The 24,018-nt window shown below is 68.3% G+C and carries 23 protein-coding genes and 1 pseudogene; 9 read left to right on the forward strand and 15 right to left on the reverse strand.

Annotation, left to right across the window (positions count from 1 at the left end; all coding sequences use genetic code 11):
- Both K8V84_RS05430 and K8V84_RS05435 read left to right on the forward strand, forming a co-directional pair.
- Positions 1–289 (forward strand): annotated as a pseudogene (locus K8V84_RS05430) (hypothetical protein); the annotation flags it as partial.
- Positions 270–506: a hypothetical protein gene (locus K8V84_RS05435; protein ID WP_304071222.1), complete on the forward strand. Its 237-nt coding sequence runs from the start codon at positions 270–272 to the stop codon at positions 504–506. The pseudogene K8V84_RS05430 and the gene K8V84_RS05435, both read left to right, overlap by 20 nt.
- Here K8V84_RS05435 and rsmA read toward each other — a convergent pair.
- Together rsmA and K8V84_RS05445 are read right to left on the reverse strand one after the other, a co-directional pair.
- Positions 476–1,387, reverse strand: coding sequence for a 16S rRNA (adenine(1518)-N(6)/adenine(1519)-N(6))-dimethyltransferase RsmA (gene rsmA / locus K8V84_RS05440; RefSeq protein ID WP_304071224.1), 912 nt, complete (start codon positions 1,385–1,387; stop codon positions 476–478). The two genes, K8V84_RS05435 and rsmA, sit on opposite strands and share 31 nt — an antisense overlap.
- 33 nt (positions 1,388–1,420) lie before the next feature.
- On the reverse strand, positions 1,421–2,518 hold the full coding sequence (locus K8V84_RS05445) for a resuscitation-promoting factor (protein ID WP_304071225.1): 1,098 nt from the start codon (positions 2,516–2,518) through the stop codon (positions 1,421–1,423).
- Between the two features lie 219 nt (positions 2,519–2,737).
- Between K8V84_RS05445 and K8V84_RS05450 the strand changes: the two genes are divergently transcribed.
- From K8V84_RS05450 to K8V84_RS05460, 3 genes are all read left to right on the forward strand, one after another.
- Positions 2,738–3,832, forward strand: coding sequence for a CaiB/BaiF CoA-transferase family protein (locus tag K8V84_RS05450; RefSeq protein WP_304071226.1), 1,095 nt, complete (start codon positions 2,738–2,740; stop codon positions 3,830–3,832).
- 113 nt (positions 3,833–3,945) lie between these two features.
- A complete protein-coding gene (locus K8V84_RS05455; protein WP_304071228.1) occupies positions 3,946–6,225 on the forward strand; it encodes a hypothetical protein in 2,280 nt (759 codons plus the stop codon).
- Positions 6,226–6,747: 522 nt separating this feature from the next.
- Positions 6,748–7,101 carry an STAS domain-containing protein gene (locus tag K8V84_RS05460; protein WP_304071231.1) on the forward strand — a complete coding sequence of 118 codons (354 nt, stop codon included), beginning with the start codon at positions 6,748–6,750 and terminating at the stop codon, positions 7,099–7,101.
- Between the two features lie 69 nt (positions 7,102–7,170).
- Here K8V84_RS05460 and K8V84_RS05465 read toward each other — a convergent pair whose 3' ends face one another.
- The 12 genes from K8V84_RS05465 to ectA form a co-directional block, all read right to left on the reverse strand.
- Positions 7,171–7,860: a M50 family metallopeptidase gene (locus K8V84_RS05465; RefSeq protein WP_304071266.1), complete on the reverse strand. Its 690-nt coding sequence runs from the start codon at positions 7,858–7,860 to the stop codon at positions 7,171–7,173.
- Between the two features lie 211 nt (positions 7,861–8,071).
- On the reverse strand, positions 8,072–8,509 hold the full coding sequence (locus tag K8V84_RS05470; RefSeq protein ID WP_304071234.1) for an SRPBCC family protein: 438 nt from the start codon (positions 8,507–8,509) through the stop codon (positions 8,072–8,074).
- 12 nt (positions 8,510–8,521) lie between these two features.
- Entirely contained in the window at positions 8,522–9,439 is a 918-nt protein-coding gene (locus K8V84_RS05475; protein WP_304071237.1) for an NUDIX hydrolase, read from the reverse strand.
- Entirely contained in the window at positions 9,436–11,538 is a 2,103-nt protein-coding gene (locus K8V84_RS05480) for an RNA degradosome polyphosphate kinase (protein ID WP_304071239.1), read from the reverse strand. The genes K8V84_RS05475 and K8V84_RS05480 overlap by 4 nt, the downstream gene beginning before the upstream one ends.
- 104 nt (positions 11,539–11,642) lie before the next feature.
- Positions 11,643–12,551: a CPBP family intramembrane metalloprotease gene (locus K8V84_RS05485; protein ID WP_304071241.1), complete on the reverse strand. Its 909-nt coding sequence runs from the start codon at positions 12,549–12,551 to the stop codon at positions 11,643–11,645.
- Between the two features lie 191 nt (positions 12,552–12,742).
- Complete coding sequence (ehuA, locus tag K8V84_RS05490) at positions 12,743–13,588, reverse strand: ectoine/hydroxyectoine ABC transporter ATP-binding protein EhuA (RefSeq protein WP_304071243.1); 846 nt, start codon at positions 13,586–13,588, stop codon at positions 12,743–12,745.
- Positions 13,575–14,180, reverse strand: a complete 606-nt coding sequence (gene ehuD, locus K8V84_RS05495) for an ectoine/hydroxyectoine ABC transporter permease subunit EhuD (RefSeq protein ID WP_304071268.1) — start codon at positions 14,178–14,180, stop codon at positions 13,575–13,577. The genes ehuA and ehuD overlap by 14 nt, the downstream gene beginning before the upstream one ends.
- 32 nt (positions 14,181–14,212) lie before the next feature.
- Positions 14,213–14,941, reverse strand: a complete 729-nt coding sequence (gene ehuC / locus K8V84_RS05500; RefSeq protein WP_304071271.1) for an ectoine/hydroxyectoine ABC transporter permease subunit EhuC — start codon at positions 14,939–14,941, stop codon at positions 14,213–14,215.
- 15 nt (positions 14,942–14,956) lie between these two features.
- Positions 14,957–15,808, reverse strand: a complete 852-nt coding sequence (gene ehuB / locus K8V84_RS05505; RefSeq protein WP_304071246.1) for an ectoine/hydroxyectoine ABC transporter substrate-binding protein EhuB — start codon at positions 15,806–15,808, stop codon at positions 14,957–14,959.
- Positions 15,809–16,270: 462 nt separating this feature from the next.
- Positions 16,271–16,666 (reverse strand): ectoine synthase, encoded by a 396-nt coding sequence (locus tag K8V84_RS05510; protein WP_304071248.1) that lies wholly within the window; start codon positions 16,664–16,666, stop codon positions 16,271–16,273.
- 114 nt (positions 16,667–16,780) lie between these two features.
- The gene (gene ectB / locus K8V84_RS05515; protein WP_304071251.1) at positions 16,781–18,049 is read right to left on the reverse strand and encodes a diaminobutyrate--2-oxoglutarate transaminase; all 1,269 of its coding nucleotides are present in this window, start codon (positions 18,047–18,049) and stop codon (positions 16,781–16,783) included.
- A gap of 93 nt (positions 18,050–18,142) precedes the next feature.
- On the reverse strand, positions 18,143–18,649 hold the full coding sequence (ectA, locus tag K8V84_RS05520; RefSeq protein ID WP_304071274.1) for a diaminobutyrate acetyltransferase: 507 nt from the start codon (positions 18,647–18,649) through the stop codon (positions 18,143–18,145).
- Positions 18,650–19,442: 793 nt separating this feature from the next.
- Here ectA and K8V84_RS05525 point away from each other — a divergent pair.
- From K8V84_RS05525 to K8V84_RS05535, 3 genes are all read left to right on the forward strand, one after another.
- Complete coding sequence (locus tag K8V84_RS05525) at positions 19,443–19,706, forward strand: WhiB family transcriptional regulator (RefSeq protein ID WP_067608003.1); 264 nt, start codon at positions 19,443–19,445, stop codon at positions 19,704–19,706.
- Between the two features lie 132 nt (positions 19,707–19,838).
- Entirely contained in the window at positions 19,839–20,423 is a 585-nt protein-coding gene (locus K8V84_RS05530) for a copper resistance protein (RefSeq protein ID WP_304071255.1), read from the forward strand.
- A gap of 66 nt (positions 20,424–20,489) precedes the next feature.
- The gene (locus tag K8V84_RS05535; RefSeq protein ID WP_304071259.1) at positions 20,490–21,092 is read left to right on the forward strand and encodes a copper resistance protein CopC; all 603 of its coding nucleotides are present in this window, start codon (positions 20,490–20,492) and stop codon (positions 21,090–21,092) included.
- Positions 21,093–21,155: 63 nt separating this feature from the next.
- Here K8V84_RS05535 and K8V84_RS05540 read toward each other — a convergent pair whose 3' ends face one another.
- Positions 21,156–21,917 (reverse strand): PP2C family serine/threonine-protein phosphatase, encoded by a 762-nt coding sequence (locus tag K8V84_RS05540; RefSeq protein ID WP_304071261.1) that lies wholly within the window; start codon positions 21,915–21,917, stop codon positions 21,156–21,158.
- A gap of 846 nt (positions 21,918–22,763) precedes the next feature.
- Between K8V84_RS05540 and K8V84_RS05545 the strand changes: the two genes are divergently transcribed.
- Positions 22,764–24,018: glycosyltransferase (locus K8V84_RS05545; protein WP_304071264.1), on the forward strand; the 1,255-nt coding region annotated here is incomplete at its 3' end.

Below are 24,018 nucleotides of genomic sequence, written 5' to 3' on the forward strand. Positions count from 1 at the left end.
GCCCGGACAGAGCGTGGACGTCACGGCCCGTGTCGACCAGGGCGTGTTGATCGTGTTGATACCCGACGGCGTGCGGGTCGAACTGGACGGGCACGTGACGTTCGGAGCCGTGCACGCTCCGGAGGAGGGAGACGACGACCGGCACGGGTACGACCTCACGTACAAGGAGTCGTTCGAGCCGGTCGGACCGTTGCCGCGATCTGAGGCGGCGGAGGTACCCGTGGTGAACGTGAAGACCGACACCAGGGTCGGAGTACTGGAGGTTCGCTATGACCAAGCGCGGGATTGACGGCGGCTCACTGGTCGCCGGGGTGCTCTTCCTCGGCCTGGCGGTCGTGTTCGTCGTGCAGGGCAGCGGGTCCTGGGACTTCAACGCCCTGTGGTTGCTCCCGGTGCTGTTCGCGGGCCTGGGACTCGCCGGAGTGGCCCGGGCGCTGCTGCGTTCGCGCCCGGACCCGTCGGGGGCCCCGAGGGTTCAGGACTCGACCAAGGCCTCCGAGGACTGAGCCGGTCGGTGCTCGGCGATGGCCGCGAACTCCTCGATCCCCAGGGACTCGCCTCGCGTCCGCGGGTCGATGCCCGCGGCGCGCAGGGCCACCTCGGCGGCGGGCGCGGAACCGGCCCAGCCGGCCAGGGCCGCCCGTAGCGTCTTACGACGCTGCGCGAAGGCGGCGTCGATCACCGCGAAGACCTCTTCTCGGGACGCCTTGGTGGTGGGGACGGGGCGGCGCACGAGTTCCACCAGCCCGGAGTCGACCTTGGGTGCGGGCCAGAACACGTTTCGTCCCACGGCGCCGGCGCGTTTGGCGGCGGCGTACCAGGCGACCTTCGCGGAGGGCACCCCGTAGATGCGGCCACCGGGCGTGGCGGTGATCCGGTCGGCGACCTCGGACTGCACCATGACCAACACCCTGCGCAGGGACGGCAGCAGTTCGAGCAGGTGCAACAGGACCGGCACCGAGACGTTGTAGGGCAGGTTGGCCACCAAGGCGGTGGGTTCGGGTCCAGGGAGTTCCGTGATGCGCATGGCGTCGCCTGGAACGACGGTGAGCCTGTCGGCGAGGTCGGGCGCGTGGACGGCGACGGTGCCGGGCAGGGCCTCGGCGAGCGCCGGGTCGATCTCGATCGCGGTGACCTGTCGCACGTGCGGCAGGAGGGCGAGGGTGAGGGAACCGAGTCCCGGCCCCACCTCGACGACCACGTCGTCGGCGCCGACGTCCGCCACACGGACGATGCGGCGGACCGTGCCGTGGTCGATGACGAAGTTCTGGCCCAGGGTCTTGGTGGGCCGGATACCGAACCGCTCGGCGAGCTCACGTACGTCGGCGGGGGTGAGCAGGCGGGAGTGCTCGGCGGGGTCGGGTGCGGGTGTCTGTGTCACCCCCACATCTTGCCGGCCACCGCCCACCCGCTCGTCCCTTCAGTCGAAGAGGTGTGTGCCGCACTGCGGCCACTGACTCTGCCAGTTCCCGTCGACGGTGTCGTAGAGAGCCTGGGCGCGGCTGGTCTGTTCACCCGGGCTCGCCTCGGAGGGCAGTCCGCTGCCGCCGACCGATTCCCAGGTCGTGACGCTGAACTGGTAGAGGCCGTAGTAGCCGCCCGCGGAGTTGACCGCCGTGGGGTCGCCGCCCGACTCGCACTGGGCGAGCCCGGACCAGTCGAGGCCGGCCGCCGCGCCGCTCGCCCCGGGTGCGGGGTCCTCCTCCACCTTGGTACCGACCTCCACCAGGCCCTCCACGGGTTCGGTGACGATCTCCTCGGAGAGTTCGTACTCGACCTCCTCGCCTTCGCGCAGGACGGTCGCGGTGGTGACCTCCTTGAGGCCGTCCTCGGGTTCGGTGACGACCTCGCGTTCGCCCTCGGGGCGGTCGGGGTCCTCCTGTTCGACGGTCTCTGCCTCGATGACGACCTCTTCGACCTCGGGTTCGTCGAGGACCGGCAGGACCCGAACGACCATGTCCGGTTCGGCGGGCTCGTCCGGTTCGGGGTTGACGACGTCGTGTTCGCCGGGCTCGACCCCGGCCGCGTCGAGGACGTCGGCGACGGTGTCCCCGGTGGTGCGGGTCTCGGAGCGGATCGTGTCGTACATGACGACCACGCGGGGCGCGCGTTCGGCGGTGACGGTGAGGCCGTCGGCGGGGATGGCGGTGGTGTGCGCCCGGGAGAGTTCGACGCCTTCGGGGTCGAGGCCGATCTGGTCCAGACCCTCGTCGAGGGTGGTGGCGTTGACCTGGTGATCGGCCCGGTGGCCGTCGAGTTCCACGGTGAGCCGTCTCGAGGAGCGGACCATGACGTGGTCTCCGGCTCCGACGGGTGTCTCCAGGGAAGGGGCCACGGCGTCGCTCTCGTCGAGTTGCACACCGGCTTCCGCCAGGGCGTCGGCGACGGTTCCACCGAAGGTGTGGACGGTCGTCTCCACACCGTCGACGTCGACGGTGACGCTCCGGTCCGTCGCCAGGGCGGTGCCGCCGCCGGCGAGGGTGAGCGTGACCGCACCGGTGACGACGGCGGCCACCACGAGGCGGGGACGGGGAATGGGGCGCGCCTTCGGCCCTTGGTGCTGCGTCCGCCGGGCATGGGTGGATCACCCTTCTTTCGAGGTGGGACAGGGCCACATTAATACCACGCTGAGTAAAGGGTTTGTTACTGACCGAAAACGAGGACTGGCGCCGAACAGGCTCGGCCTGCACAATGAACCGAACGCCGTTCTAGTACTGCTCGCGTCCGAAAGGCACCCATGGGACCTCTCAACGGAATCCGCGTCGTCGAGTTCACCGGTCTCGGACCGGCTCCGATGACGGGCATGCTCCTCGCCGACCTGGGGGCCGACGTCGTCCGGGTCGATCGGCCCCGGGCCGCCGAGGCCCTTCACGCCGGCGCCCCCGGCCCGCACATGAGCGAGGGCCGGACCGTGGTCGGCGCCGACCTCAAGTCCGAGAGGGGCCTGGACCTCGCCCGTGACCTGGTCTCCCGGGCAGACGTGCTCCTGGAGGGGTTCCGCCCCGGGGTGATGGAACGTCTCGGGCTGGGCCCCGACGACTGCCTCGAATCGAACCCGCGCCTGGTGTACGCACGCGTCACCGGCTGGGGCCAGGAGGGTCCACTGGCGAAAACCGCCGGGCACGACATGAACTACATCTCCGTGAACGGCGCCCTGCACTCCATCGGCCGCGCCGGCGGCCCGCCGGTCCCCCCGGTCAACCTCCTGGGCGACTTCGCCGGCGGCACCATGTTCACCGTCACCGGGATCCTCGCCGCGTTGGTGGAACGGCAGACCTCCGGGCGCGGGCAGGTGGTCGACGCGGCGATGGTGGACGGCAGCGCCCTGCTCATGTCGATGCTGCACGAGGACCGTTCGCGCGACTTCTGGAGTGACGAGCGCGGCACCAACTACCTCGACACGGGAGCGCCCTGGTACGACGTCTACGAGTGCGCCGACGGTCGCCACGTGTCCGTGGGCTGCATCGAACCACAGTTCTACGCCGCGTTCCTGGAGGGGACCGGCCTGGCGGGCGAGGACCTCCCCGACCAGTGGGACACCGGGAAGTGGCCGCTGTTGCGGGCACGATTCGCCGAGGTGCTGCGCACCCGCACCCGGGACCAGTGGGGTGAGGTGTTCGAGAACACCGACGCCTGTGTCATGCCGGTCCTGTCCCTGGCGGAGGCCCCCGACCACCCGCACGTGCGGGCCCGCGGCGCGCTCACCCGCCAGGGCGACCGGGTCGTCGCAGGCCCCGCGCCCCGATTCGATCGCACGCCCGGCGAGGTCACCCGCGGCAGACCGCTTCCGGACACCGAGGAGACGCTGAAGCGGTGGGGCGTCCAGGGCTGATGCCCACGGGATCGACCCGAAGATCCCGAAACCGCCGCTTTCCCTCTGTGCGCGCCCCCCGATCACTAGGGTGAGCGCGACCGACAGGGCGAACGCGCGATCAGGGGGCCGCCATGGCACCGAGTCCCGGGGCCGACCCGCGTTGGGGAGGGCGCCTGGGCACGCTCCTCATCGCCCTGGCGGCCCTCCTTTGCACGGCGCCCACGTCCGCGCTCGCCGAGACGGAAACGTCCCCGGTGGTCCTGGTCGGGGTCCCCGGGCTTCTCTGGGAGGACGTCACCCCCGAGCGCACACCCACCCTGTGGGCGTTGGCCGGGGACGGGGCAGTCGGCAACGTGTCGATCCGCACCGCCACCTCCCGCACCTGCCCCGTCGACGGTTGGCTGTCGGTGTCGGCGGGACAGCGCGCCTCGGCTGAGCGGGCACGGTTCACGACCTGCGAGTCTGCGCCCGAACCCCTTTCGGACGGTTCCGGCGCCGTCGTTCCCGGTCACTCCGACCTCGTGGCGGCGAACCGTGACTCGCCCTTCGCCGCGCCCGTGGGTCTGCTCGGGCAGACCGTTCGCGACCACGGCGGATCGACCCTGGCCGCCGGCCCCGGCGCCGCGTTGGGCGCCGCCGACGCCTCGGGACGGGTCGACCACTACCTGGAGTCGGCGCGTGAGGTGACCCCCGAACGGCTCGACGGGGTGTCCCTGGCCGTGGTGGACCTGCCCCAACTCGCCCACCTCTATCCGGCCCCGGTCACCATGGAGGACGGCCGGGAGGAGATGCGGCCCGAGGACGTATCGGAGGAGGCCCGCGCGGAGGCGCTGGAGAGCCTCGACTCCCGGCTCACCGCGTTGACGAGCGCCCTGCCCACCGGCGCCTCGCTGATGGTCGTGGGCGTGTCCATGGACGCGGGTCCGTCCCGGCTCACCGCGGCCGTGACCGGCCACATGACCGAGCACGGACCTGCGGGCCCTTCCGCCTACCTGGTCTCGGAGTCGACCCGAAGGCCCGGCCTGGTGGCCCTCACCGATACCACCGAGACCGTTCTCCAGGCGTTGGGGATGCGACCGGAGGAACCCACGGGCGGCCGGGTCTGGCGGTTGAGCGAACGTCCCGCCACCACGGAGACCTCTCTGGAACGGTTGGTGGACTTCAATACGGCCGCGGTGGTGGTGGGCGCCGCCATCCCGGGTTTCTTCAGCGGTCTGGTCGCCCTGCAACTGTTGATCTACGCGGCGGCCGCCTACGCCCTGCACCGGTACTCCGACGGGCAGAGGGGCAAACGTGCTCTGGTGCTGTCGCTCACCCGGACGGTGGCGCTGGCGGGCGCGGCCTTCCCCGTGGCGAGTTACCTGGCCAACCTCGTCCCGTGGTGGTCCGCGCCGTTGCCGTCCCTGGCCCTGTTGCTGTCGGTACTGGTGGTGGACGCCTTGGTGGTGACGGCGGCGATGGCGGGGCCGTGGCGGCACAGCGCCCTCGGCCCGATGACGGTGGTGGCGGGCGCGACCACGCTGGTGCTGTTCCTGGACCTGTGCTCGGGCGCGCACCTGCAGATGAACTCGCCCACCGGGTACTCCCCCATCGTGGGCGGCCGGTTCCACGGGATCGGCAACATCGCGTTCGCGACCTTCGCCACCGGCATGCTCATGGCGGTGACCGGGATCGCGCACACCCTCATCGTTCGGGGCCGACGGCGGGCGGCGGTGGCCACGGCCCTGGCCATCGGGGTCGCCTCGGTGCTCGTCATCGGGTGGCCGGGACTGGGCACCGACTTCGGTGGGGTGGTCGCGCTGATCCCGGGCCTGGCGGTGACCTCGATGATGATCGCGGGGGTGCGTGTCACCGTTCCACGACTCGCCATCGCGGGGATCACGGCGGTGATGGTGATCACCCTGTTGTCCTGGGTGGACCACCAGCGCCCGGCCGCGGAGCGCAGCCATTTCGGCGTCTTCGCCGATCAGGTGCTGCACGGGGAGGCCGGGACCGTGCTCGCCCGCAAGCTGGGGGCGATGCTGGGCACCCTGGGCAACTGGCAGCTCACCCTGCTGTCGGCGGGGGCTCTGGTGTTCCTTTTCGTTGTCCTCAATCGGCCAACGAAGTGGCGGATCGGAGCGCTCCAGCGGGCCTACGAGTACGCTCCGACACTCCGGGCAGGGCTCACGGGTTCCCTCGTGACGGCTCTGGTGGGCTTCGCCGCCAACGATTCGGGGGTGGCGATTCCGGCGCTGGCGCTGACCGTCGCGGTTCCGTTGACCCTTTCGGTCTGCGTTTGGGCACTCCAACAACGGGATCAGTCCGCGGAACCGGAACCGACGACCCGAACGGACCCATCCCCTACACCATCCGCCCCGAGAAAGGCAAACCACACAGGCACGGGCATGCGTCACTCACGTCACGAATAGGCCACGACCCTGTGGTAAGGTCCGTGGCTGTAACGACCCCGGTGAACCGAGATCCCAGCAGGCCACCGTGGCCCCCGGGAGCGGGGCCCGGGCCAGGCTCCGGACCGGCCGTCGACTCCGACGCGGGACGCCGGGGAATGACCGTCGACACCGGTGGGTTCCATCCCAGAGGGCCTTATCGCCGTCGGTCCACGACGTACCCCGTCGAACCCGGGTCCGTCGAACACCGAGCCTCACGGCCCTCGATCATCCGTCATCACCGATGACAAGCATCGCTTCAGGAACTTTCGGGCCTGACACAGACGTTCCAGAAGTGCCGTGCTTTTCCGAGCAAACCTGGCGAGAAAGGCGTTTCCTCCCCCGGCATCCGGTCCGGGGTACCACGCAAGGAACTTGATGAACCATCAGCTTGGCTCACGCGGTAACGCAACCAACGCACCGGTCGCCACACGTCCCCGGTGGGACGACTTGTGGTCCGCCTCGCCGACCCATCGGGCTGGGCCCGAGTACGCCGGAGTCGCAATGCCCGACCTGACCATCGCTTCCACCCTCCACGAGTCCGGACTTGTCCTGGCCCTGGACGGGGAGATCGACATGGCCACCGAGGCCCGCTTCCAGGATGCCGCTACGGGGGCCCTGACCACGCAGCCGTTCGGCCGCGTCGTACTCGACTGCACCGACCTGCGCTTCATCGACTCCAGCGGCCTTCGCGTCCTCATCCGAGCGCACAAGTTCGCCAAGGAACAACGGGCGCTGCTGGTGATCGCCGCCGCCCCGCCACGGGTCCTGCAGACCCTGCGCATCACGTCCCTGGACACCCGCATCCCGGTGTTCGACTCGGTCTCGCAGGCGCTCGCCGCGCCGCAGACCGCCTGACGGAAGCGCCCTTTCACGTAGAAAAGGCCCCGCGAACTCCGCCGCGGGGCCCTTCGTCGTGCCCGAAGGTCACTGGAACAGGAGCATCCACACGCCCAGGCCGGTGACCGCGATGTTCACGAGCAGGAACACCATCACCCACAGGGTGCCCGGCAGGCCGGTGAGTCGGGCGAGCTGGTCGGCGTCGGAGTGCGGGGAGGGCTGACGCATCCGCTGGCTCTGCAGCTCGATGACGGGGCGCACGCCCGCGAAGAGCAGGAACCAGATGAACAGGTAGGCGAAGGCCGCCTGGACCTCGTGCGGGGTGAACCAGCTGACACCGAAGACCACGGCGCCGGTCACGACGATGGAGATCACGCCGTAGAGGTTGCGGATCATCAGCAGCATGGCGGCGAGCACGACGATGCTCAGCCACAGCAGTGCGGTGACGCGGCCCGACATCAGCATGAGGATGCCGAGGAGGCCGATGACGGTGGGCGCGACGTAGCCGGCGAACACCGTGAGGATCATGCCGATGCCGGTGGGCTTGCCTCGGGAGACCGTCACCCCGGAGGTGTCGGAGTGCAGGCGGATCCCGGTCAGCTGACGGCCGCTGATCAGTGCCACGATCGCGTGTCCGCCTTCGTGCGCGATGGTGACGACGTTGCGAGCCACCCTCCAGGGCGGACCGAGCAATACGGCCGCCAGGGCGATCGCGGCCGCCGTGACGATGATCCACTGTTCCGGGTCGGGCTGGACGGACAGCACGTCCTGCCACACGTCACCGAAGCTCGTTGCACCCACTGGTCTCCCGACTTCCACATCGACCGTCGTCAACGAGCCCGCACTTGCCGACGCCTCGGTGGCCGGGGGGCGAGGGGTTTCGCGGGCCCTTGCCGAACTTTAGGTCATTTCGGGAGGTGCCGTGTCGGCGCGTCGATGGGCGGGGCCGCCTCCCACCGACGGTCACGGCCACCACCAGGGGTGATCCTCAGCCCTGTTCGGCGACCCGCTTGAGACGCACCAGGGTCTCCTCGATCCCACGGGCGTTGCGGGCCGGTGCCCCGGACAGGACGTAGAAGAGCGTCTGTCCCCGTGTGTAGTCGAAGGTCTCCGTGACGAGGGTCCGCCCCGGGTCCATCTCCTCCAGCTCGTAGCGCCAACGGTGCGACCCCACGTGTTTCCAGGCGATGAGTCGGACCTCCTCGAACTCCACCACCCGGTTGGTCATCCGGTAGGGCAAGCCCATCATCCGCATGTCCATGCCGAACTCCGAGCCCGACTCCAGCCGGTCCGGTCCGAAGACCGCCCCGCGCACCGTGCCGGACCCGTCGAGTTCGGGGTGCCGAGCGGGATCGGCGAGCAGATCGAAGATCCTCTTGGCCGGAGCATCGACCACGACGCTCCGCGCCACCATGTGTTCAGCCATGCACGCATCATGTCACTCCCGCACGTGGTGTCGCTCCACCGCGGCCAAGGCACCGTCGACGGACACGTGCAGCACCCAGAACGACCCCTTGCGCAGCCCTCTCTGTCGGGACAACGGCATACCGAACCGGGTGAGCGCCTCGGTCAACAGCTCCGGGACCAACTCCCCGTGCGTGCAAACCACTGTGGGAAGCCCCTCGTCGAGCACGCGCGCGAACGCCTCCCGGGCCCGATCCACCTCGTATCCCTTGCCATCCCGGCCCACCGTGAAGGCGGGTTCGGTGCGCATCCGCGCGTCGCACTCGACCGTGTACGGCAGCAACGACTCGGTACAACGCGCCGCCGCCGACGACACCGCACGCAGATCCCCGTAGGCGCAGAGCACCCGGGGCAGGGACAGGGCCTCGGCCCGCCCGGTCTCGTCGAGCGGACGCAGAAGGTCGCTGCCGTTCCAGGCGCGTTTGTCCCCCGCGGCCAGGTGCCGCAACAGGATGATGGGGAAGGTCCGGGCGGGGCCCGCCCGGAAGTCGTCGATGACCTTGGCGTCGTGTGCGTAGGTGAGCTTTTCGCGGGCCTGCCCCACGGGCACCCATTCGACGGATTCGACCTCGTCGTTGGGTTCGTAGTCGATCTCCCCGCCGGGATTCCCGGGGGTGGCCGCCCACCACTCCACCTGTTTGGGCCAACCGTCCTTGAGGTAGCGCTGCGTCGGTAACCGACGACCGAGCACGGGGACCAGCCCGGTCTCCTCCTCCACCTCGCGGACCGCGCCGCCGATGGGGTGCTCGCCGTTCTTCAACTTGCCCTTGGGCAGGGTCCGGTCACCGCGGTTCGGACGACGGATGAGTACGACCTCACGGCCGTTCGCGCCGTCACGCCACAGGACGGCGCCGCCGGCCCGGATGGGTTCCAGGTAGCCGCCCGGGTTCACGCGTCCACCATCCGCGGGTGACGGTCGCCGCGAAGGGTCTCCTGGAGGTCGTTCAGCCGGCGGCCCTCTTCGTCGTGGGTGAAACGGTCCCACGTGCCGTCGGAGCGCATGTGCCAGGTGGAGGTGGTGTCGGCCATCGCCAGGTCCATCAGACCGATCAGGCGCCGGCATTGTTCGGGGTCGGCGACACGCACCAGCGCCTCCACGCGACGGTCCAGGTTACGCGGCATCAGGTCGGCGCTACCGATCCACACCTGGGGTCGCCGACCGTTGGCGAAGACGAACACCCGGGAGTGTTCCAGGAAACGGCCGAGGACGCTGCGGACCCGGATGTTCTCCGACAACCCGGGCACGCCGGGGCGCAGGACGCAGCTGCCTCGCACCCACAGATCCACGTCGACCCCCGACCGGGAGGCCCGGTAGAGGGCGTCGATGATCTCTTCGTCCACCAACGAGTTGACCTTGATACGGATGCGCGCGGGTTCGCCCTTTTCCGCGTTGGCGATCTCGGTGTCGATCTGCCGGAGCAGACCCGAGCGCAGCCCGGACGGCGCCACCATGAGCCTTCGGTAGTGCCGCTTGCGGGAGAACCCGGTGAGACCGTTGAACAGGTCGCTGACGTCCTCGCCCACCTCCGCCGCGGCGCTGAACAGGCCCAGGTCCTCGTACACGCGGGCGGTACTCGGGTTGTAGTTGCCGGTGCCGATGTGGCAGTAACGGCGCAGCAGGCCTTCGTCGTCCTGGCGGATGACCATGGAGAGCTTGCAGTGGGTCTTGAGACCGATCACCCCGTAGACCACGTGGCAGCCCGCCTCCTCCAGTTTTCGCGCCCACTGGATGTTGTTCTGCTCGTCGAAGCGGGCCTTGACCTCCACCAGGACCACGACCTCCTTGCCCCCGCGGGCCGCCTCGATGAGCGATTCCACGATGGGAGAGTCCCCGCTGGTGCGGTACAGGGTCTGTTTGATCGCCACGACCTGTGGGTCGGTCGCGGCCAACGCGAGGAAGCGTTCGGTGGTGGTGGAGAAGGACTCGTAGGGGTGGTGGACGAGGACCTCGCGTTCGAGGACGGCGGCGAACAGGTCACCGGAGGTCAGCGCGCGCGGTTCGACCGGGACCATCGGCGGGAAGCTCAGGTCGGGGCGGTCGGCGTCCGCGATCTGGGAGAGTCCGGAGAGGTTGAGGGGCCCGGGCACCCGATAGATCTCCTCGTCCTCGGCACCGAGCTCGTCGGTGAGGATGGTCAGGACCTCGTCACTGATGGTCTCCTCCACCTCCAGTCGTACGAGCGGTCCGAAGCGGCGACGCAGGAGTTCGTTCTCCAGGGATTGGACGAGGTCGTCGGTCTCGTCCTCGTCGACCTCCAGGTCGGCGTTGCGGGTGACACGGAAGGCGTGGTGTTCGACCACCTCCATGCCCTCGAACAGCTGGGGCAGGTGGGCGGCGATGATGTCCTCGACCGGGACGTAGCGGCCGCCCCCGTGCTCGGTGAGCTCGATGAAGCGCGGCAGGGAGGCGGGCACCTTGACCCGGGCGAACATGCGCCGGTCGTCACCGGGATCCCGTGCGGTGACGGCGAGGTTCAGCGAGCGACCGGAGATGTAGGGGAACGGGTGCGCCGAGTCGACCGCGAAGGGTGTCACCAGGGGGTAGACGGAGCGGCGGAAGTATCCGTGCAGGTACTCGCGTTCACCGCTGTCCAGCTCGTTCCAGCGGACGATGCCGATGCCCTCCTGTGCCAGGGCCGGGGCGACGCTCTTCGCGAAGCAGGCGGTCTGTCGTGACACGAGTTCGTGTGTGAACAGGGAGATCCGCTCCAGCAGGGCCTTGGGGTGGTGCCCGCTGGCGGAGGGCACCGAGAGGCCGGTGGCCAGGCGTCGTTTGAGCCCGGCGACGCGCACCATGAAGAACTCGTCGAGGTTGCCGGAGAAGATCGAGAGGAACCGCGCCCGCTCCAACAGGGGGATGTCCTCGTCCTCGGCGAGTTCGAGGACCCGCTGGTTGAAGCGGAGCCACCCCTCCTCACGGTCCATGAATCTGTCGGAGGGCGGTTCCGCGTTGCCGGTCTCCGCGGGTGTCGGCGCTGTTTCCGTGCTCACAGGTGGCAGACTCCCCCTCTTCCATGACCAGGCGGTGACATCCCCGCGAGGGGGAAATGACCGCAATGAGGCCTCTATTCATCATCTGTACCCATACATGCGGTTCAGATGCCGACGTCCAGGTCGGGCGGCAGGATGAGCACGAAGATCGCCATGCGCAACAGGACGTTGATCCAGGTGTTGCGGTAGCAGGCCCACAGGTAGCCGTAGAGCATGCTCGCGGTGGCGTAGGTCAGCATGGACAGACCCGTATCGTGCACCAGGTCCCCCCCGGTGAGCTGGGAGACCGCGTCGTAGGGCTGGATCAGCGCGTAGGTCAGCGCGAACACCACGGACGTGGCGATGATGCCGCCCCAGCGCCCCAGGAGGATCTCCAGCCGGGTCTGTATCATCCCGCGGAAGAAGATCTCCTCGCAGACCGCGATGAAGGCGAACGCGAGCAGCATGGCGAACAGGGTGAGCGAGGGCTCCGGAAGCCCGATGTAGGGCACGATCAGGTACCCGATCGTCACCGTCGCCGCGAAGACCGGGATCAGTCCCAGCCAGCGCCAGGGTTCCCTCACCTTGAGCGCGACCGTGGGCATGACGGTCCCCTGGCCCTCCAGCGTGAGGCCGGAGCGGTCCATGATCAGCAGGGGGAGCGCGAAGAGGAACAGCAACCGGGACACCAGGGACACCGACATCGCCAGGTCCGGGACGGTTCCGGTCTCCTCGCCGTAGAAGGCGAGCACCCCGGAGAGCACCACCATCGACACCACGAAGCAGACGATGAGGAGTGCCTGCCAGAGCAACTCCCGACCGAGCGGATGTCCCTCCATCGCGGCCCGCACCCGCCGGTCCAGCTGGTCCCTCCGTCCCAACGACCAGACCAGCCCCCAGGACAGAAGGCCGGCGAACAACATCGGTGTCCAGGCGATCAGGAACAGGACGGACGTGTCATCGAAGACCTCGTCCCGAAGGACCGGATTGGCGAGCAGCGGCCCGACGACGAGGACCACCGCGAGCACGATCATCCATGTGAGCCCCCATCTTCGCACTATGGTCACAAGAGTCCCCCCTGCCTCAGAACAACCATTCTGCCCCGGGGAAAACTAAAAGCGACTTAATGACTACGGTATGTCGTTACCACGTGTGACCATGGAAAAGGGATCCGCCCGGACCGTCGTCATGGTCCGGGCGGATCCCCGCAAAGCCGATCAGGCCCCTAGTGGCCGTTCTCCAGGACCGACTTGAGGAAGGACTTGGTCCGCTCCTCCTGGGGGTCCCCGAAGATCTGGTCCGGGTGACCCTCCTCGGCGATCCGTCCCTTGTCGAACATCAGGACACGGTGCGAGACGTCGCGGGCGAAGCCCATCTCGTGGGTCACGCACAGCATCGTGATGTCGGTGGTCTCGGCCACCTCGCGCAGCACGTCGAGCACACCTGCGACCAACTCCGGGTCCAGGGCCGAGGTGACCTCGTCCAGGAGCAGGATCTCCGGTCGCATCGCCAGCGCGCGGGCGATCGCCACACGCTGCTGCTGGCCACCGGACAGCTGGGTCGGGTGGGCGTCGATCTTGTCGCCCAGCCCCACCAGGTCCAAAAGCTCCTCCGCGCGGTGGCTCGCCTCGTCCTTGCTCAGGCCGAGCACGTTGACCGGCGCCTCCATGATGTTCTTGCGAACGCTCATGTTGGGGAACAGGTTGAACTGCTGGAACACCATGCCGATGTGCTTGCGCTTGGCCCGCAGGTACTTCTCGCTCGCGCGGACCATGCCGGAACCCCTGCTCATGTGGCTGAAGGGCTCTCCGTTGACCCAGATGTGGCCCTCGGTGACCTTCTCCAGCGTCATCAGCAGACGCAGGATGGTGGTCTTGCCCGAACCACTCGGTCCGATGAGCGTGACGCGCTCACCGGGGGCGACCGCGAAGTCGAGGTGGTCCAGGACCGTGAGGTCGCCGAACCGCTTCACCACCCGATCGAAGACGATCAGGTTCTCCGCGGCGTGGCCGGCACCGTCGCCATCGACACCCGGTGCCATCGTGTTCTCGGGGGTATCAGACGGCGACATATCGCTTCTCCAGTCGTCGAATCAAAATCGCGGAGGGGATGCTCACGACCAGGAACAGGAACCCGACCAGCGTGAACGCCTCGACGATACGGAAGTCGGCGCTACCGACGCGCTGGGCCTCGGTGAGCAGCTCGGCCACACCGATGGCGAACAGCAGGGGGGTGTCCTTGAACATCGCGATCAGGTAGTTCCCCAGTGCGGGGATGACCTTGCGGATCGCCTGCGGAAGGACGATCGCCCCCCAGGTCCGATGGGACGGCAGGCTGAGTGCCCGCGCCGCCTCCCACTGGCCCTTGGACACCCCCTCGATCCCCGACCGGTACACCTCGGCCGTGTAGGCCGAATAGTGCACGCCGAGGACCAGGATGCCCACGGTCATGCCGGAGACCGTCGAGGGCGCCAGCAGGAAGACGAACACCAGCTGCATGACCAGCGGCGTCGTACGGATGAACTCCATGACGAAGTGCAGGATCGATCCGAAGATCGGCACCCGACGAACGATCGCGATGACCAGGCCCAACGCGAGGGCCATCAGGTAGGCGATGACCGTGATCTGCACGGTGACCCACAGGCCACCGAGCAGGTCGGGCATGACGTCGATGATCCACTCGAGATCCCAGAGGTTCACTTGGCCACCCCCACCTTGGTACCGATCGTGGGCGGGCGCAGCATGGAGAGCAATCCCTGGCCGCCGGAGGGCGACCGTCCCAGCTTCCGGTTGGCGCGGCGTTCGAGCAGTCGCATACCGAAGATGAGCACCTGCGCGATCAGGTAGTAGAGGATGAGCGCACCGCTGTAGGCGACGACGGTCTCACCCGTGGCCTCTCGCAGCTGCTGGGCGACGGCGGCCAGGTCGGCGACACCGATGAGGTAGGCCACGGCCGTGGCCTTCATCAACTCGATGATCAGGTTGCCGAAGGTCGGCAGCATCTGGGCCCAGGCCTGTGGGATCACGACCAGACGCATCCGCTGGAACCAGCTGAAGTTGAGCGCGACGGTCGCCTCGACCTGTGCCTTGGGGACCGCGTTGATGGACGAACGCACGACCTCCGCGCCGTACGCGCCGACGTTCAAACCCAAGGCCAGGATGGCCGCGAACCTGTCCTCCAGCTGGAAGCCGGTGGCGATGGGCAGCGCGTACGCCATCCAGAACATCAGCACCAGGGCCGCGATCCCGCGGAAGACCTCCACGTAGATCGTGGAGATGGCGCGTGGCAACCGGTGTTCGGACGTGCCGAGGATCCCGAAGATCATGGCGAGGACGAACGCCAGGACGGCGCCACCGATGGTGAGTTGAACGGTGACCCAGGCCCCGTCGAGGAACCTGGGCAACCGTTCGATCAGGAAGTTGATCTGTTCCAAGAGGGATCAGCCCTCACAGAGCTCGGCGGTGCTCGTACCGTCGGGCAGGTCGTCCTCGGTGAAGCCCCACTCCTCGCCGAGTTCGAGCAGGCGACCGCTCTCGGTGAACTCGGCGACGACGCGGTTGATCTCCTCCAGCAGTTCGGTCTCGTCCTGGCGCACGCACAGACCGCCCCAGCCCTTCTCCTCGTTCCCGTTCATGACGGGGAAGAAGGGCTCGCTGACGTCGAAGTCGCCGCCGCGTTCCTGCAGCAGGTAGTGGTGCGACACGCTCAGCATGGAGACGGCGTCCACACGGCCGTTCTCCAGGAGCTCGTAGCCGGCGGTCTGGTTGCCGATGAGCTCCATCTGGTCTTCCGGAACCCCGAAGTACTCGGCGTAGGTCTGCTCGACCGAGCCGTTCAGCACGGCGAGCCTGAGGTCCGGGTTGTCCGCGAAGTCCTCGAAGTGCTGAATGTTCTCGGGGTTGCCCGCGGCGACCATGAAGGCCTCCGGGGAGGTGGCGGTCGGCTCGGAGAACGCGACCTGCTCGCAGCGCTCGGGTGTGATGAACACACCGGCGGCGAGGACGTCGAAGCGGTTGGCGTTCAGGCCCGGGATGAGACCGTCCCAGTTGACCGGGGAGGCCTGGATCTCGGGAACACCCAGTTCCTCGAAGACGGCCTGGGCCACGGCCGGCGACTGGCCCGCCGGGTCACCGGCGTCGTCGACGAATCCGAAGGGGATCTCGTTGGCGAGTCCGACCGCGACGAAACCCTGCTCGCGGAGGCGTTCCAGAAGGGAGCCCTCTCCTTCGCCGCCGGCGCCGCCCTCATCGACCCGGCTGCACGCCGCAAGACCGGCCGTTGCGAGTCCCACGCCTCCCAAGCGGAATGCGTCTCGGCGGCCCCAGGTTCCCCGCCGACGCGCTGGTCCCTGATTCTTCACGACTGCTCCTCGAAAATTCGAGAGCGGAGTCTCCGCCGAAGGACAGGGCGGGGACACCGCACATTCGGATGGTGGATCGCCTCAAGTGGCTGATGCCGCGGGTCCTGCCCGCGGACCAGACCGTCAGCCGGGTACACGGGAGAACGGCGCTGGTACGGAGTCTCTTCTCCCCTGGCCCGCCCTGCAGTAACTGAACATGTTTGGTCCGTTATGCACTGGTTATGAGCTGCGATTCATCGGGTGACCGGACCGTAAGGCCTAGTCAGGCCGGTCACCTGTGCGGGGTGACTTTGGGTTCTTATGCCCGTCACCCTGGGCTTCCTACCCTCGGAACCACGATGGGCGGGGACCGGAACCGGTCCCCGCCCATCGAGCGGTCCTGCCAGACGCCTGTCAGGCGTCCTCCTCCACGACCAGCGGGTAGACGCCGTTCTCGTCGTGGACCTCACGCCCGGTGACGGGCGGGTTGAACACGCACAGCACGCGGAAGTCGGTCTTGGGACGGACCGTGTGCTTCTCGTGGCCGTTGAGCAGGTAGAGGGTGCCCGGCGTGATGATGTGCTTCTCGCCGGTCTCCTCGTTGGTCAGCTCGGCCTCACCCTCGATGCAGTGCACGAGCTCGATGTGGTTGGCGTACCAGAACGTCGACTCGGTGCCCGCGTACAGGACGGTCTCGTGGAAGGAGAAGCCGACCTTCTCCTTGGCCAGGACGATCCGACGGCTCCGCCAGTTCTCGGTCTTGATGTCGGCGTCGGTGTCGTTGACCTCGTCCATGCTGCGAACGATCACTTGGGTCTCCTTAACGTTCTGGTGCGCGTGAATATGCGCTGGTTACACGGTACGGGGCCGGTCGACGTTCCCGTCGGGAAACGTCGACCGGCCCCGAAGTCGTACTTACTCCGGTCAGGCGGGCTGGGCGCTCTTGACCGCGGCCCGGGCGGCGTCGGCCATGATGTCCAGACCGGCGGTGAGTTCCTCGTCCGTCATGGTCAGCGGCGGCAGGAGCTTGGCGACCTCGTCCTCGGGACCGGAGGTCTCCAGGAGCAGACCGCGCTCGAAGGACTCGGCCGCGACCTTCTTGGCGAGACCGCCCTCGGCGTCGAAGGCCAGACCGCGGGCCAGACCACGGCCCCGGACGTGCGCGCCGAACTCGGCGTGCTCGGCGGCCATCTCCGACAGGCGGGCCTCGACCATGGCTCCCTTGGCCAGGGTGGCCTGGGCGAAGGAGTCGTCGCTCCAGTAGCGTCGCAGGGCCTCGGTACCGGTGATCATGGCCGGGTTGAAGCCACGGAAGGTGCCGTTGTGCTCCCCGGGCTCCCACACGTCCAGCTCTCGCTTGAACAGCGTGAGCGCCATCGGCAGGCCGTAGCCGCTGATGGACTTGGACAGGGTGACGATGTCCGGGACGATGCCGGCCTCTTCGAAGCTGAAGAACCGACCGGTACGGCCACAGCCCATCTGGATGTCGTCCAGGATCAGCAGGATGCCGTATTCCTTGCACAGGGCGGACAGCCCGCGGAGCCACTCGGCGCTGGCGGCGTTGATGCCGCCCTCACCCTGGATGGACTCCACGATCACGGCGGCCGGAGCGTCCAGGCCACTGCCGCTGTCGTCGAGCAGCGTGCGCAGCCACAGGAAGTCCGGGGTCTTGCCGTCGAGGTAGTTGTCGAACGGCATGGTCGCCACGTGGTCCAGCGGAACGCCGGCGCCACCGCGCTTCATCGAGTTACCGGTGACGGCCAGGGCGCCCAGGGTCATCCCGTGGAAGCCGTTGGTGAAGTTGATGATGGTCTGGCGACCGGTGTACTTACGGGCCAGCTTCAGCGCGGCCTCGACCGCGTTGTTTCCGGCGGGGCCGGGGAACTGGACCTTGTAGTCCAGCCCCTTGGGTTTGAGGATGACGTCCTCGAAGGTTTTGAGGAACTCCCGTTTGGCCACGCTGTACGCGTCGAGGCTGTGGACGATGCGGTCGTCCATGAGGTAGTCGATGAGCGGCTTCTTCAGCTCCGGGTTGTTGTGCCCGTAGTTCAGCGAACCTGCGCCGGCGAAGAAGTCCAGGTAGGGCTTGCCACTCTCGTCGTATACGTGAGCTCCGACCGCCTTGTCGAAGACGACCGGCCAGTTACGGCAGTATCCGCGGACTTCGGACTCGAGGCGTTGGAAGGTCTCCATCGTGATGTTCCTTGGTTCCTTTCCCCAACTTCGTGGGCTCATGGCTTAGACGAGGGGTGTGGGACAGGATCGCGTTCGATCCGTTGCGGACGGTCAGTCGTCTGGGTTGTCGCTCGTAGGCCCGACGGGGCCGATACGTACGAGGTCCTCGGGTTCGTGGGCGTCACCGTCGGACGGGAAGTGCTCCTCGGTGAAGAGGGGGCTCCACACGTCCTCAGTACCCCAATTGCGGGCAAATGACGCAAATAGGGCACGAGAGGCGGCGTTGTCCGGGGTGACGGTCGCTTCGAGGTACTGCACACCCTGATCGGCGAACGTGTCGCCGATGAAGTCGAGCATCCGGCGGGCCAGCCGCTGTCCGCGATACGCGGAGTCGACGGCGACCTGCCAGAGGAAGTAGGTGTCCGGGCTGTCGGGACGGATGTAACCGGTGACGTAGGCCGCCACTCGGCCGTCGGCGTCCTTGGCCACGACGCTCGTCGCGGCGAAGTCCCGGCACCACAGCGTGTAGGCGTACGGGGAGTTCACGTCCATCCCCGTCTCGCCGGCCAACCGCCACATGTGCGGCCCGTCCTCCGGGGAGGGATGCGTCAAGCGCACGCCCTCGTGGCCCGCGCCCTCGGCGGTCCGGTGACCCTGGGCCCCGTCGTCGTTTCGGTCGCGTGCTTGGAGGTTCGTTCGTTGTTGTGGCACGTCGACCGAATTTAGCGAACGAAGTTCAAAGATGTTTCAGCGAGATTCCGCGCAGATGTTTGAGCCGATCAGGGGCGGGTATGGCTCGTCTATTTAGCAGCGTTAGGCCGACCCGACCTGCGCTTTCGAGCGGGGCGCGAACACGACCGAAAGCCCTGGTCATGCCCTTCCCATCAGGGGGTTCGGCGACCGCGGAGGCCCCGGATCCTTCGGGGCGGCCCCCAGCCTCCCGTCGAGCGGATCACATGCCTCGGGGTCAAACATAGAGCCTGAACAGGCAACATTAAGCGTGCGTTAAGTCACATCAATTCGGTGGGAACCTCGCGACATAACGCCCCAGAAGACCTGCGGCGCACTTCACACAGTACGCGCCCACCCCCTCGGGCATCGCTGTGCACAGGCGGAAACCGCCGTTGCGCAGGCGACACGCCGATCGTCATCTCCCGCCCCGATCACCCCACTCCCTTGACGCCGGCGTGGGCACAAGGGCCCTGGTGCGGACGAACGTCCTTGATCATTCGCGAATTTTGGAGCAGACTCTGTGTAGTACGACCTCATGTAGTACTACAATTGGTCGCAACGCTTCGTCGCAGCCTGCCCGGGTCAAGAGCCTCTGGTCGGGCCGCACGACACGAACTTCGCCCACCCCACCGCGGCCACACCGTCGGTGGGGACCAACGACCAGGGATCGGAGGCGCCCGTGAACCGCCTGTATCACGACAGTGAGGACTGGGTCGAGCAGGGCAACTGCCGCTCGTACGACCCTGAGATCTTCTTTCCGGTGAGCAGCACCGGGATCGGTCGCGTCGACACGGAACAGGCCCTCGCCGTCTGCCGCAGCTGTACTGTTCGCCCGGAATGCCTGCGGTGGGCGCTACGTGCCGGCGAGGCTCATGGAGTCTGGGGTGGGACCACCCCCGAGGAGCGTCGCTACATGCGCCGCGAACTCGCACCGGCCGTCTAGGGCCCGTCCCTCGGAAACGGGCGGAGCCGCCGGGTGCCCCGCGCATTCGGCGGCTCCCCCGTGTCCGGCCCCATATCTTCCGCCCCTCGTGGGTCTTGCGGCCCCCGGGGGCACGGCTTAGGTTCGGTAATCGTGCGACCCGCTCACGGCACCCTTCGACTCACGCGCACGGCGCTTCTCGCCGTGGCGTGCACAGGGCTCGCCTGGGGCGGACACAACCTCTGGTCCGCCACACCCGCCGGAGTCGGGGGCTTTCTCCTGGCGACGGCGTTCCTGGCCGGCCTCCTATGGCGCTTCACCAGGATCATGCGGGGATTCGGCGACATCTTCACCGTCATGGCCCTCGCACAGGTCGTCCTGCACATGGCCCTGCAGATGACGGCGGGCCCCGAACTCCATTCCGCGGGCGCCGGTCACGCCGGTCACGGGTTGCTCACCCACGCACTCGGCCTCACGCCGGGCATGTTGTTCGCACACTTGTGGGCCGCCCTGCTCGCCGCCGCGCTCCTCGCGCACGGCGAGTCCGCGCTCTGGTTCCTCAGCACCGCCGTCTCCCGGGCCCTGCCCCGACCCCTGCGCGTTCACGGTCTCCCGTTCCGCGCACCCGGGCGGTCGCACTCCGCGATCCCGTCCACCGCACCCTCTCCACCGGCGTTCACCGCGCACGGGCCCCGCGGGCCTCCCGGTTCGTCCGCGCCCCTCCTCCTGCCGTCGTAGTACCTCGGTACTCGACGTCACGGGGCAACCCCGAATCGCATCCGAACAGTCCGAGAGAGAAGATCCATGTCGAGAACCCGTACCGCCGCCCTGATCACCCCCCTCGCCGCCATGGCCCTGCTGATGGCCCCCTCCCCCGCCCTCGCCCACGACGTGCTCACCGGCTCCGACCCGGAGGACGGCGCCACCCTGGAGACAGTTCCCGAAGAGGTCGTGCTGACCTTCAACAACGCGCCGATGGAAGGTGGCGACGGCAGCGCGATCGTCGTGACAGGTCCCGACGGTGAGACCCAGTACGAAGACGGCGCGCTCGACTTCAGCGACACGGAGGTGTCCGTGGGGCTGACCCCGCTGGACGAAGCCGGCGAGTACAGCATCGCCTTCCGCGTCGTCTCCTCCGACGGTCACCCGATCCAGGACACCATCACCTTCTCGGTGACCGACGAGGCCGTCGCCGAGGCGGCCCCGGAGGAGCCGGCGGAGGAAGAGCCCGCCGAGGCCGAGGAGGTCGAGGAGTCCCCGGCCGCCGCCGAGGAACCCGCGTCCGAGGGTTCCTCCACCACCACGCTGTTGTTGGTCGGCGGCATCGCCGCCCTGGCCGTCATCGGCCTGATCGCGGTCCTCGTGGTGCGCATGCGCAAGCGCCCCGGGGCCGGAGAGAACCGGTAGGAGACACTTGAAGGGGCCCGCGCGCGTCGGCGTGCGGGCCCCTTCGTCGTCGGTTCGCGCGCCTCAGCGGCGGCGGGCGAGGAGGATGCTGATGTTGTCCTTGCCACCGGCGCCCATGGCGGCCTGCCACAGGGCGTGGACGGCGGCCTCGTCGCTGCCGGCCTCCGCGATGATGCGTTCCATCTCCTCCAGCAGCACCAGGTCGGAGAGCCCGTCGCTGCACATGAGCCAGGCACTGGGGTCCGCGGACTCGTCACGGCCCACGTGCGGGACCATCGAGCCGCCGGAACTGCCGCCCAGGGACTGGGTGATGAAGTTCGTCGTGACGGGACGGCCGTCCTCGGAGGGCGGCAGGGCCGGGGAGTCGTCCTCGGAGAGTTGACGCAGATGTCGACCCTCCAGTCGGTAGGTCCGCGAGTCGCCCACGTTGAACCAGAAGTTGCCGTCGCTGTTGAGCAGGACCCCGGCGACCGTGGTGCCCATCCCGGAGAACTCCGGGTGTTGGGAGGCGTGGTCCTTGATCTCCTCATCGATGTGGGTGAGGAGTTGGGCCACCTCCTCGGGGTTGTTGAGACGGGGACCCATCTCGGCCATGCGGTGCACGGCGTGTTCGGAGGCGATCTCACCGGCGGCCTGGCCACCGATGCCGTCCGCCACCGCGAGGATGACCGGTTCGGCCACCGGCAGTACGCAGCGGACCGGGGAGGTCATGTTCGCACTGGCGACGGTGAGAGCACCCATGACAACGGAGTCCTCGTTGGCGGGGCGAATAGCGCCCCGGTGCGTGAGGGCCGTGACAATGACTTCCCCACCAGCGACACCCATACGCCCTTCCTCCCGTTTCGTCGGCCTTGGCCGGTTGCCCGGCAGCCGCCGGACCTTGATCGAGTCCCGTTCAACGTCTGGATTCTGTCACCGTACCGAGACGGAGGTCGCTCAAAATCCGTGTACATCATGGCGGAAAACGCTCGGATGCGCAGTTCCCGTCCGCCTTTGTACCGCCAAAAGTGTGGAGACGGGGGATTGAGGGGCCACTGAGTCATCCCGACCCGGTTCCGGTCCGACACTAGCGTTGCTCGAGTCCTACCGACAGTGCCGATCGGGAGGTTCGACGAACCGGCAGCCCAGGGCCCTGTTTCGGAAGGACCATGGGCGACCGGAACCGGCCGTTCCACCAGGTTTCGGGCGCCCGACGGGAGCAAGAGCACGTTGTCGGCCTGCCGAGGGTCTGGCACAATGGAGCCCGTTGGGTGTCTAAGACGCAGACACACACGACCTCCGCCCCGCGCGCGAGCCTCGAACGCAGGTACGCCCGGTGGCGCTCAACCTCTCTCCAAGGTCGTTTGGTGTGGTCTGTCATGCGTCGCTCCCTTCATCCTCCCTCTCGTGAACCGCGGCACCGTTCGCACTCCGTGCGCGCGGTCCTTCGTGCTGCCCGGCCACCCTCACCCTCGGGGCCCGGACCCGCGCCTGCCACGTTCCCCTGAAGACCTCACGCCGGTCCGTGCCCGACGGCGTCCGGTGGTTTTCACTCCCGTGTGAAAGCACCGGTGGCCATAGGGCATGGCGGCCCGACCCGTACGCCCCGGAAGGATTCCGACTCCCCGCTCCGGAGTCCCCCCGGGACCAACCACGACGGACACCACGGCGGTGTCCAAGGAGTTCAGCCCAGTGAAGATCGCCATGGTCGCCGAACACGCCAATCCCCTCCCCGCGCACCGCGGTGAACCGGCCTGCCCGGTGAGCCTGCACGTGTGCGCCGTGTCCCGACAGCTCGCCAAGCGCGGTCACAAGGTGACCGTCTACGTCCGTCGCAGCGACCCCGAGCAGCCCGAGGGCCGCACACGGATGGCCCGCGGCGTTTCCGTCGCCCACCTCGACGCCGGTCCCGCCCGTGTACTCGACGAGACCGACCACGCAGAGCACACCGGAGCCTTCGGAACCGCCCTGGCCGCCGTCCTCGACGAGGACACCCCCGACGTCCTGCACGCCATCGGCTGGACCAGCGGTCTCGCCGCCCTGCACGCACAGGCGCACAGCGAGAAGGACCAGAGCGGCGTCCCCATCGTCCAGACCTTCCACTCACTCAACGCCAGTGAGCAGCGTTCCGGCCTCGCCCACCGACCGGATCGGGCCCGGATGGAGACGATCCTGGCCTCCCGTGCCGACCGGGTCCTGGTCAACTCCACCGACCAGCAGGGGGAGCTGGCCCGCCTGGGCGTTCCGCGTCACCACGTGAGCGTCGTGCCGTTCGGTGTGGACTCCGACCACTTCAGCGTCGAGGGCAGTGCCTCCGCCGAGCCCTGGAACTCCCGCCGTGAGGAGCGTCCCCGACTGATCTCGGTCACCTCCCTGACCGAGGCCGGTGGCGCCGAACGCCTGGTCGAGGCGATGGTCCGCCTGCCAGAGGCCGAACTGCTGTTGGTGTCCACCGCCGAGGACCTCACGGTCGCCCTCGACGAGAACGCCCGTCGCATCGAACTCCTGGCGAAGGAGGCCGGCGTGGACGACCGCGTGCACCTGACCGGTCCGGTGGAGCGCAAGGAGCTGCCCCGACTGCTGCGTTCGGCCGACGTGTACGTCTCCGCGGCCTCCTACGACCCCTACGGCGGCGCCGTCCTGGAGGCCATGTCCTGTGGTCTGCCGGTCGTGGCCACCGCCACGGGTGCCGTTCCCGGCGCGGTCCTGCACCGTACGAGCGGCGTTCTCATGCGCTTCGGCCGCCCCGACGAGGTCGCCCGTTCGGTCCGCGCGGTCCTCAACACGCCCACCATGAGCAGCGCCTACGGGATCGCCGCGGTCGACCGCGCCCGTTCCCGCTTCACCTGGCAGCGCATCGCGGTGGAGACCGAGCTGGCCTACGAACGCTCACGCCCGCAGCAGACCGAACGCGCCCACTCCGACGAGGACGACACGGAGCTGCTCC

It is taken from the genome of Nocardiopsis listeri (assembly GCF_020741345.1).
GTDB lineage: Bacteria > Actinomycetota > Actinomycetes > Streptosporangiales > Streptosporangiaceae > Nocardiopsis > Nocardiopsis listeri_A.

Excerpts from the sequence above, each read along its gene's own strand:
- ehuA (WP_304071243.1), bottom strand. The coding sequence starts at position 13,588 with ATGTCGCCGTCTGATACCCCCGAGAACACGATGGCACCGGGTGTCGAT.
- K8V84_RS05435 (WP_304071222.1), top strand. The coding sequence starts at position 270 with ATGACCAAGCGCGGGATTGACGGCGGCTCACTGGTCGCCGGGGTGCTC.
- K8V84_RS05540 (WP_304071261.1), bottom strand. The coding sequence starts at position 21,917 with ATGGGTGTCGCTGGTGGGGAAGTCATTGTCACGGCCCTCACGCACCGG.
- ectB (WP_304071251.1), bottom strand. The coding sequence starts at position 18,049 with ATGGAGACCTTCCAACGCCTCGAGTCCGAAGTCCGCGGATACTGCCGT.
- K8V84_RS05470 (WP_304071234.1), bottom strand. The coding sequence starts at position 8,509 with ATGGCTGAACACATGGTGGCGCGGAGCGTCGTGGTCGATGCTCCGGCC.
- K8V84_RS05450 (WP_304071226.1), top strand. The coding sequence starts at position 2,738 with ATGGGACCTCTCAACGGAATCCGCGTCGTCGAGTTCACCGGTCTCGGA.
- K8V84_RS05535 (WP_304071259.1), top strand. The coding sequence starts at position 20,490 with ATGTCGAGAACCCGTACCGCCGCCCTGATCACCCCCCTCGCCGCCATG.
- K8V84_RS05455 (WP_304071228.1), top strand. The coding sequence starts at position 3,946 with ATGGCACCGAGTCCCGGGGCCGACCCGCGTTGGGGAGGGCGCCTGGGC.
- K8V84_RS05485 (WP_304071241.1), bottom strand. The coding sequence starts at position 12,551 with ATGATCGTGCTCGCGGTGGTCCTCGTCGTCGGGCCGCTGCTCGCCAAT.
- K8V84_RS05460 (WP_304071231.1), top strand. The coding sequence starts at position 6,748 with ATGCCCGACCTGACCATCGCTTCCACCCTCCACGAGTCCGGACTTGTC.
- ehuD (WP_304071268.1), bottom strand. The coding sequence starts at position 14,180 with ATGCCCGACCTGCTCGGTGGCCTGTGGGTCACCGTGCAGATCACGGTC.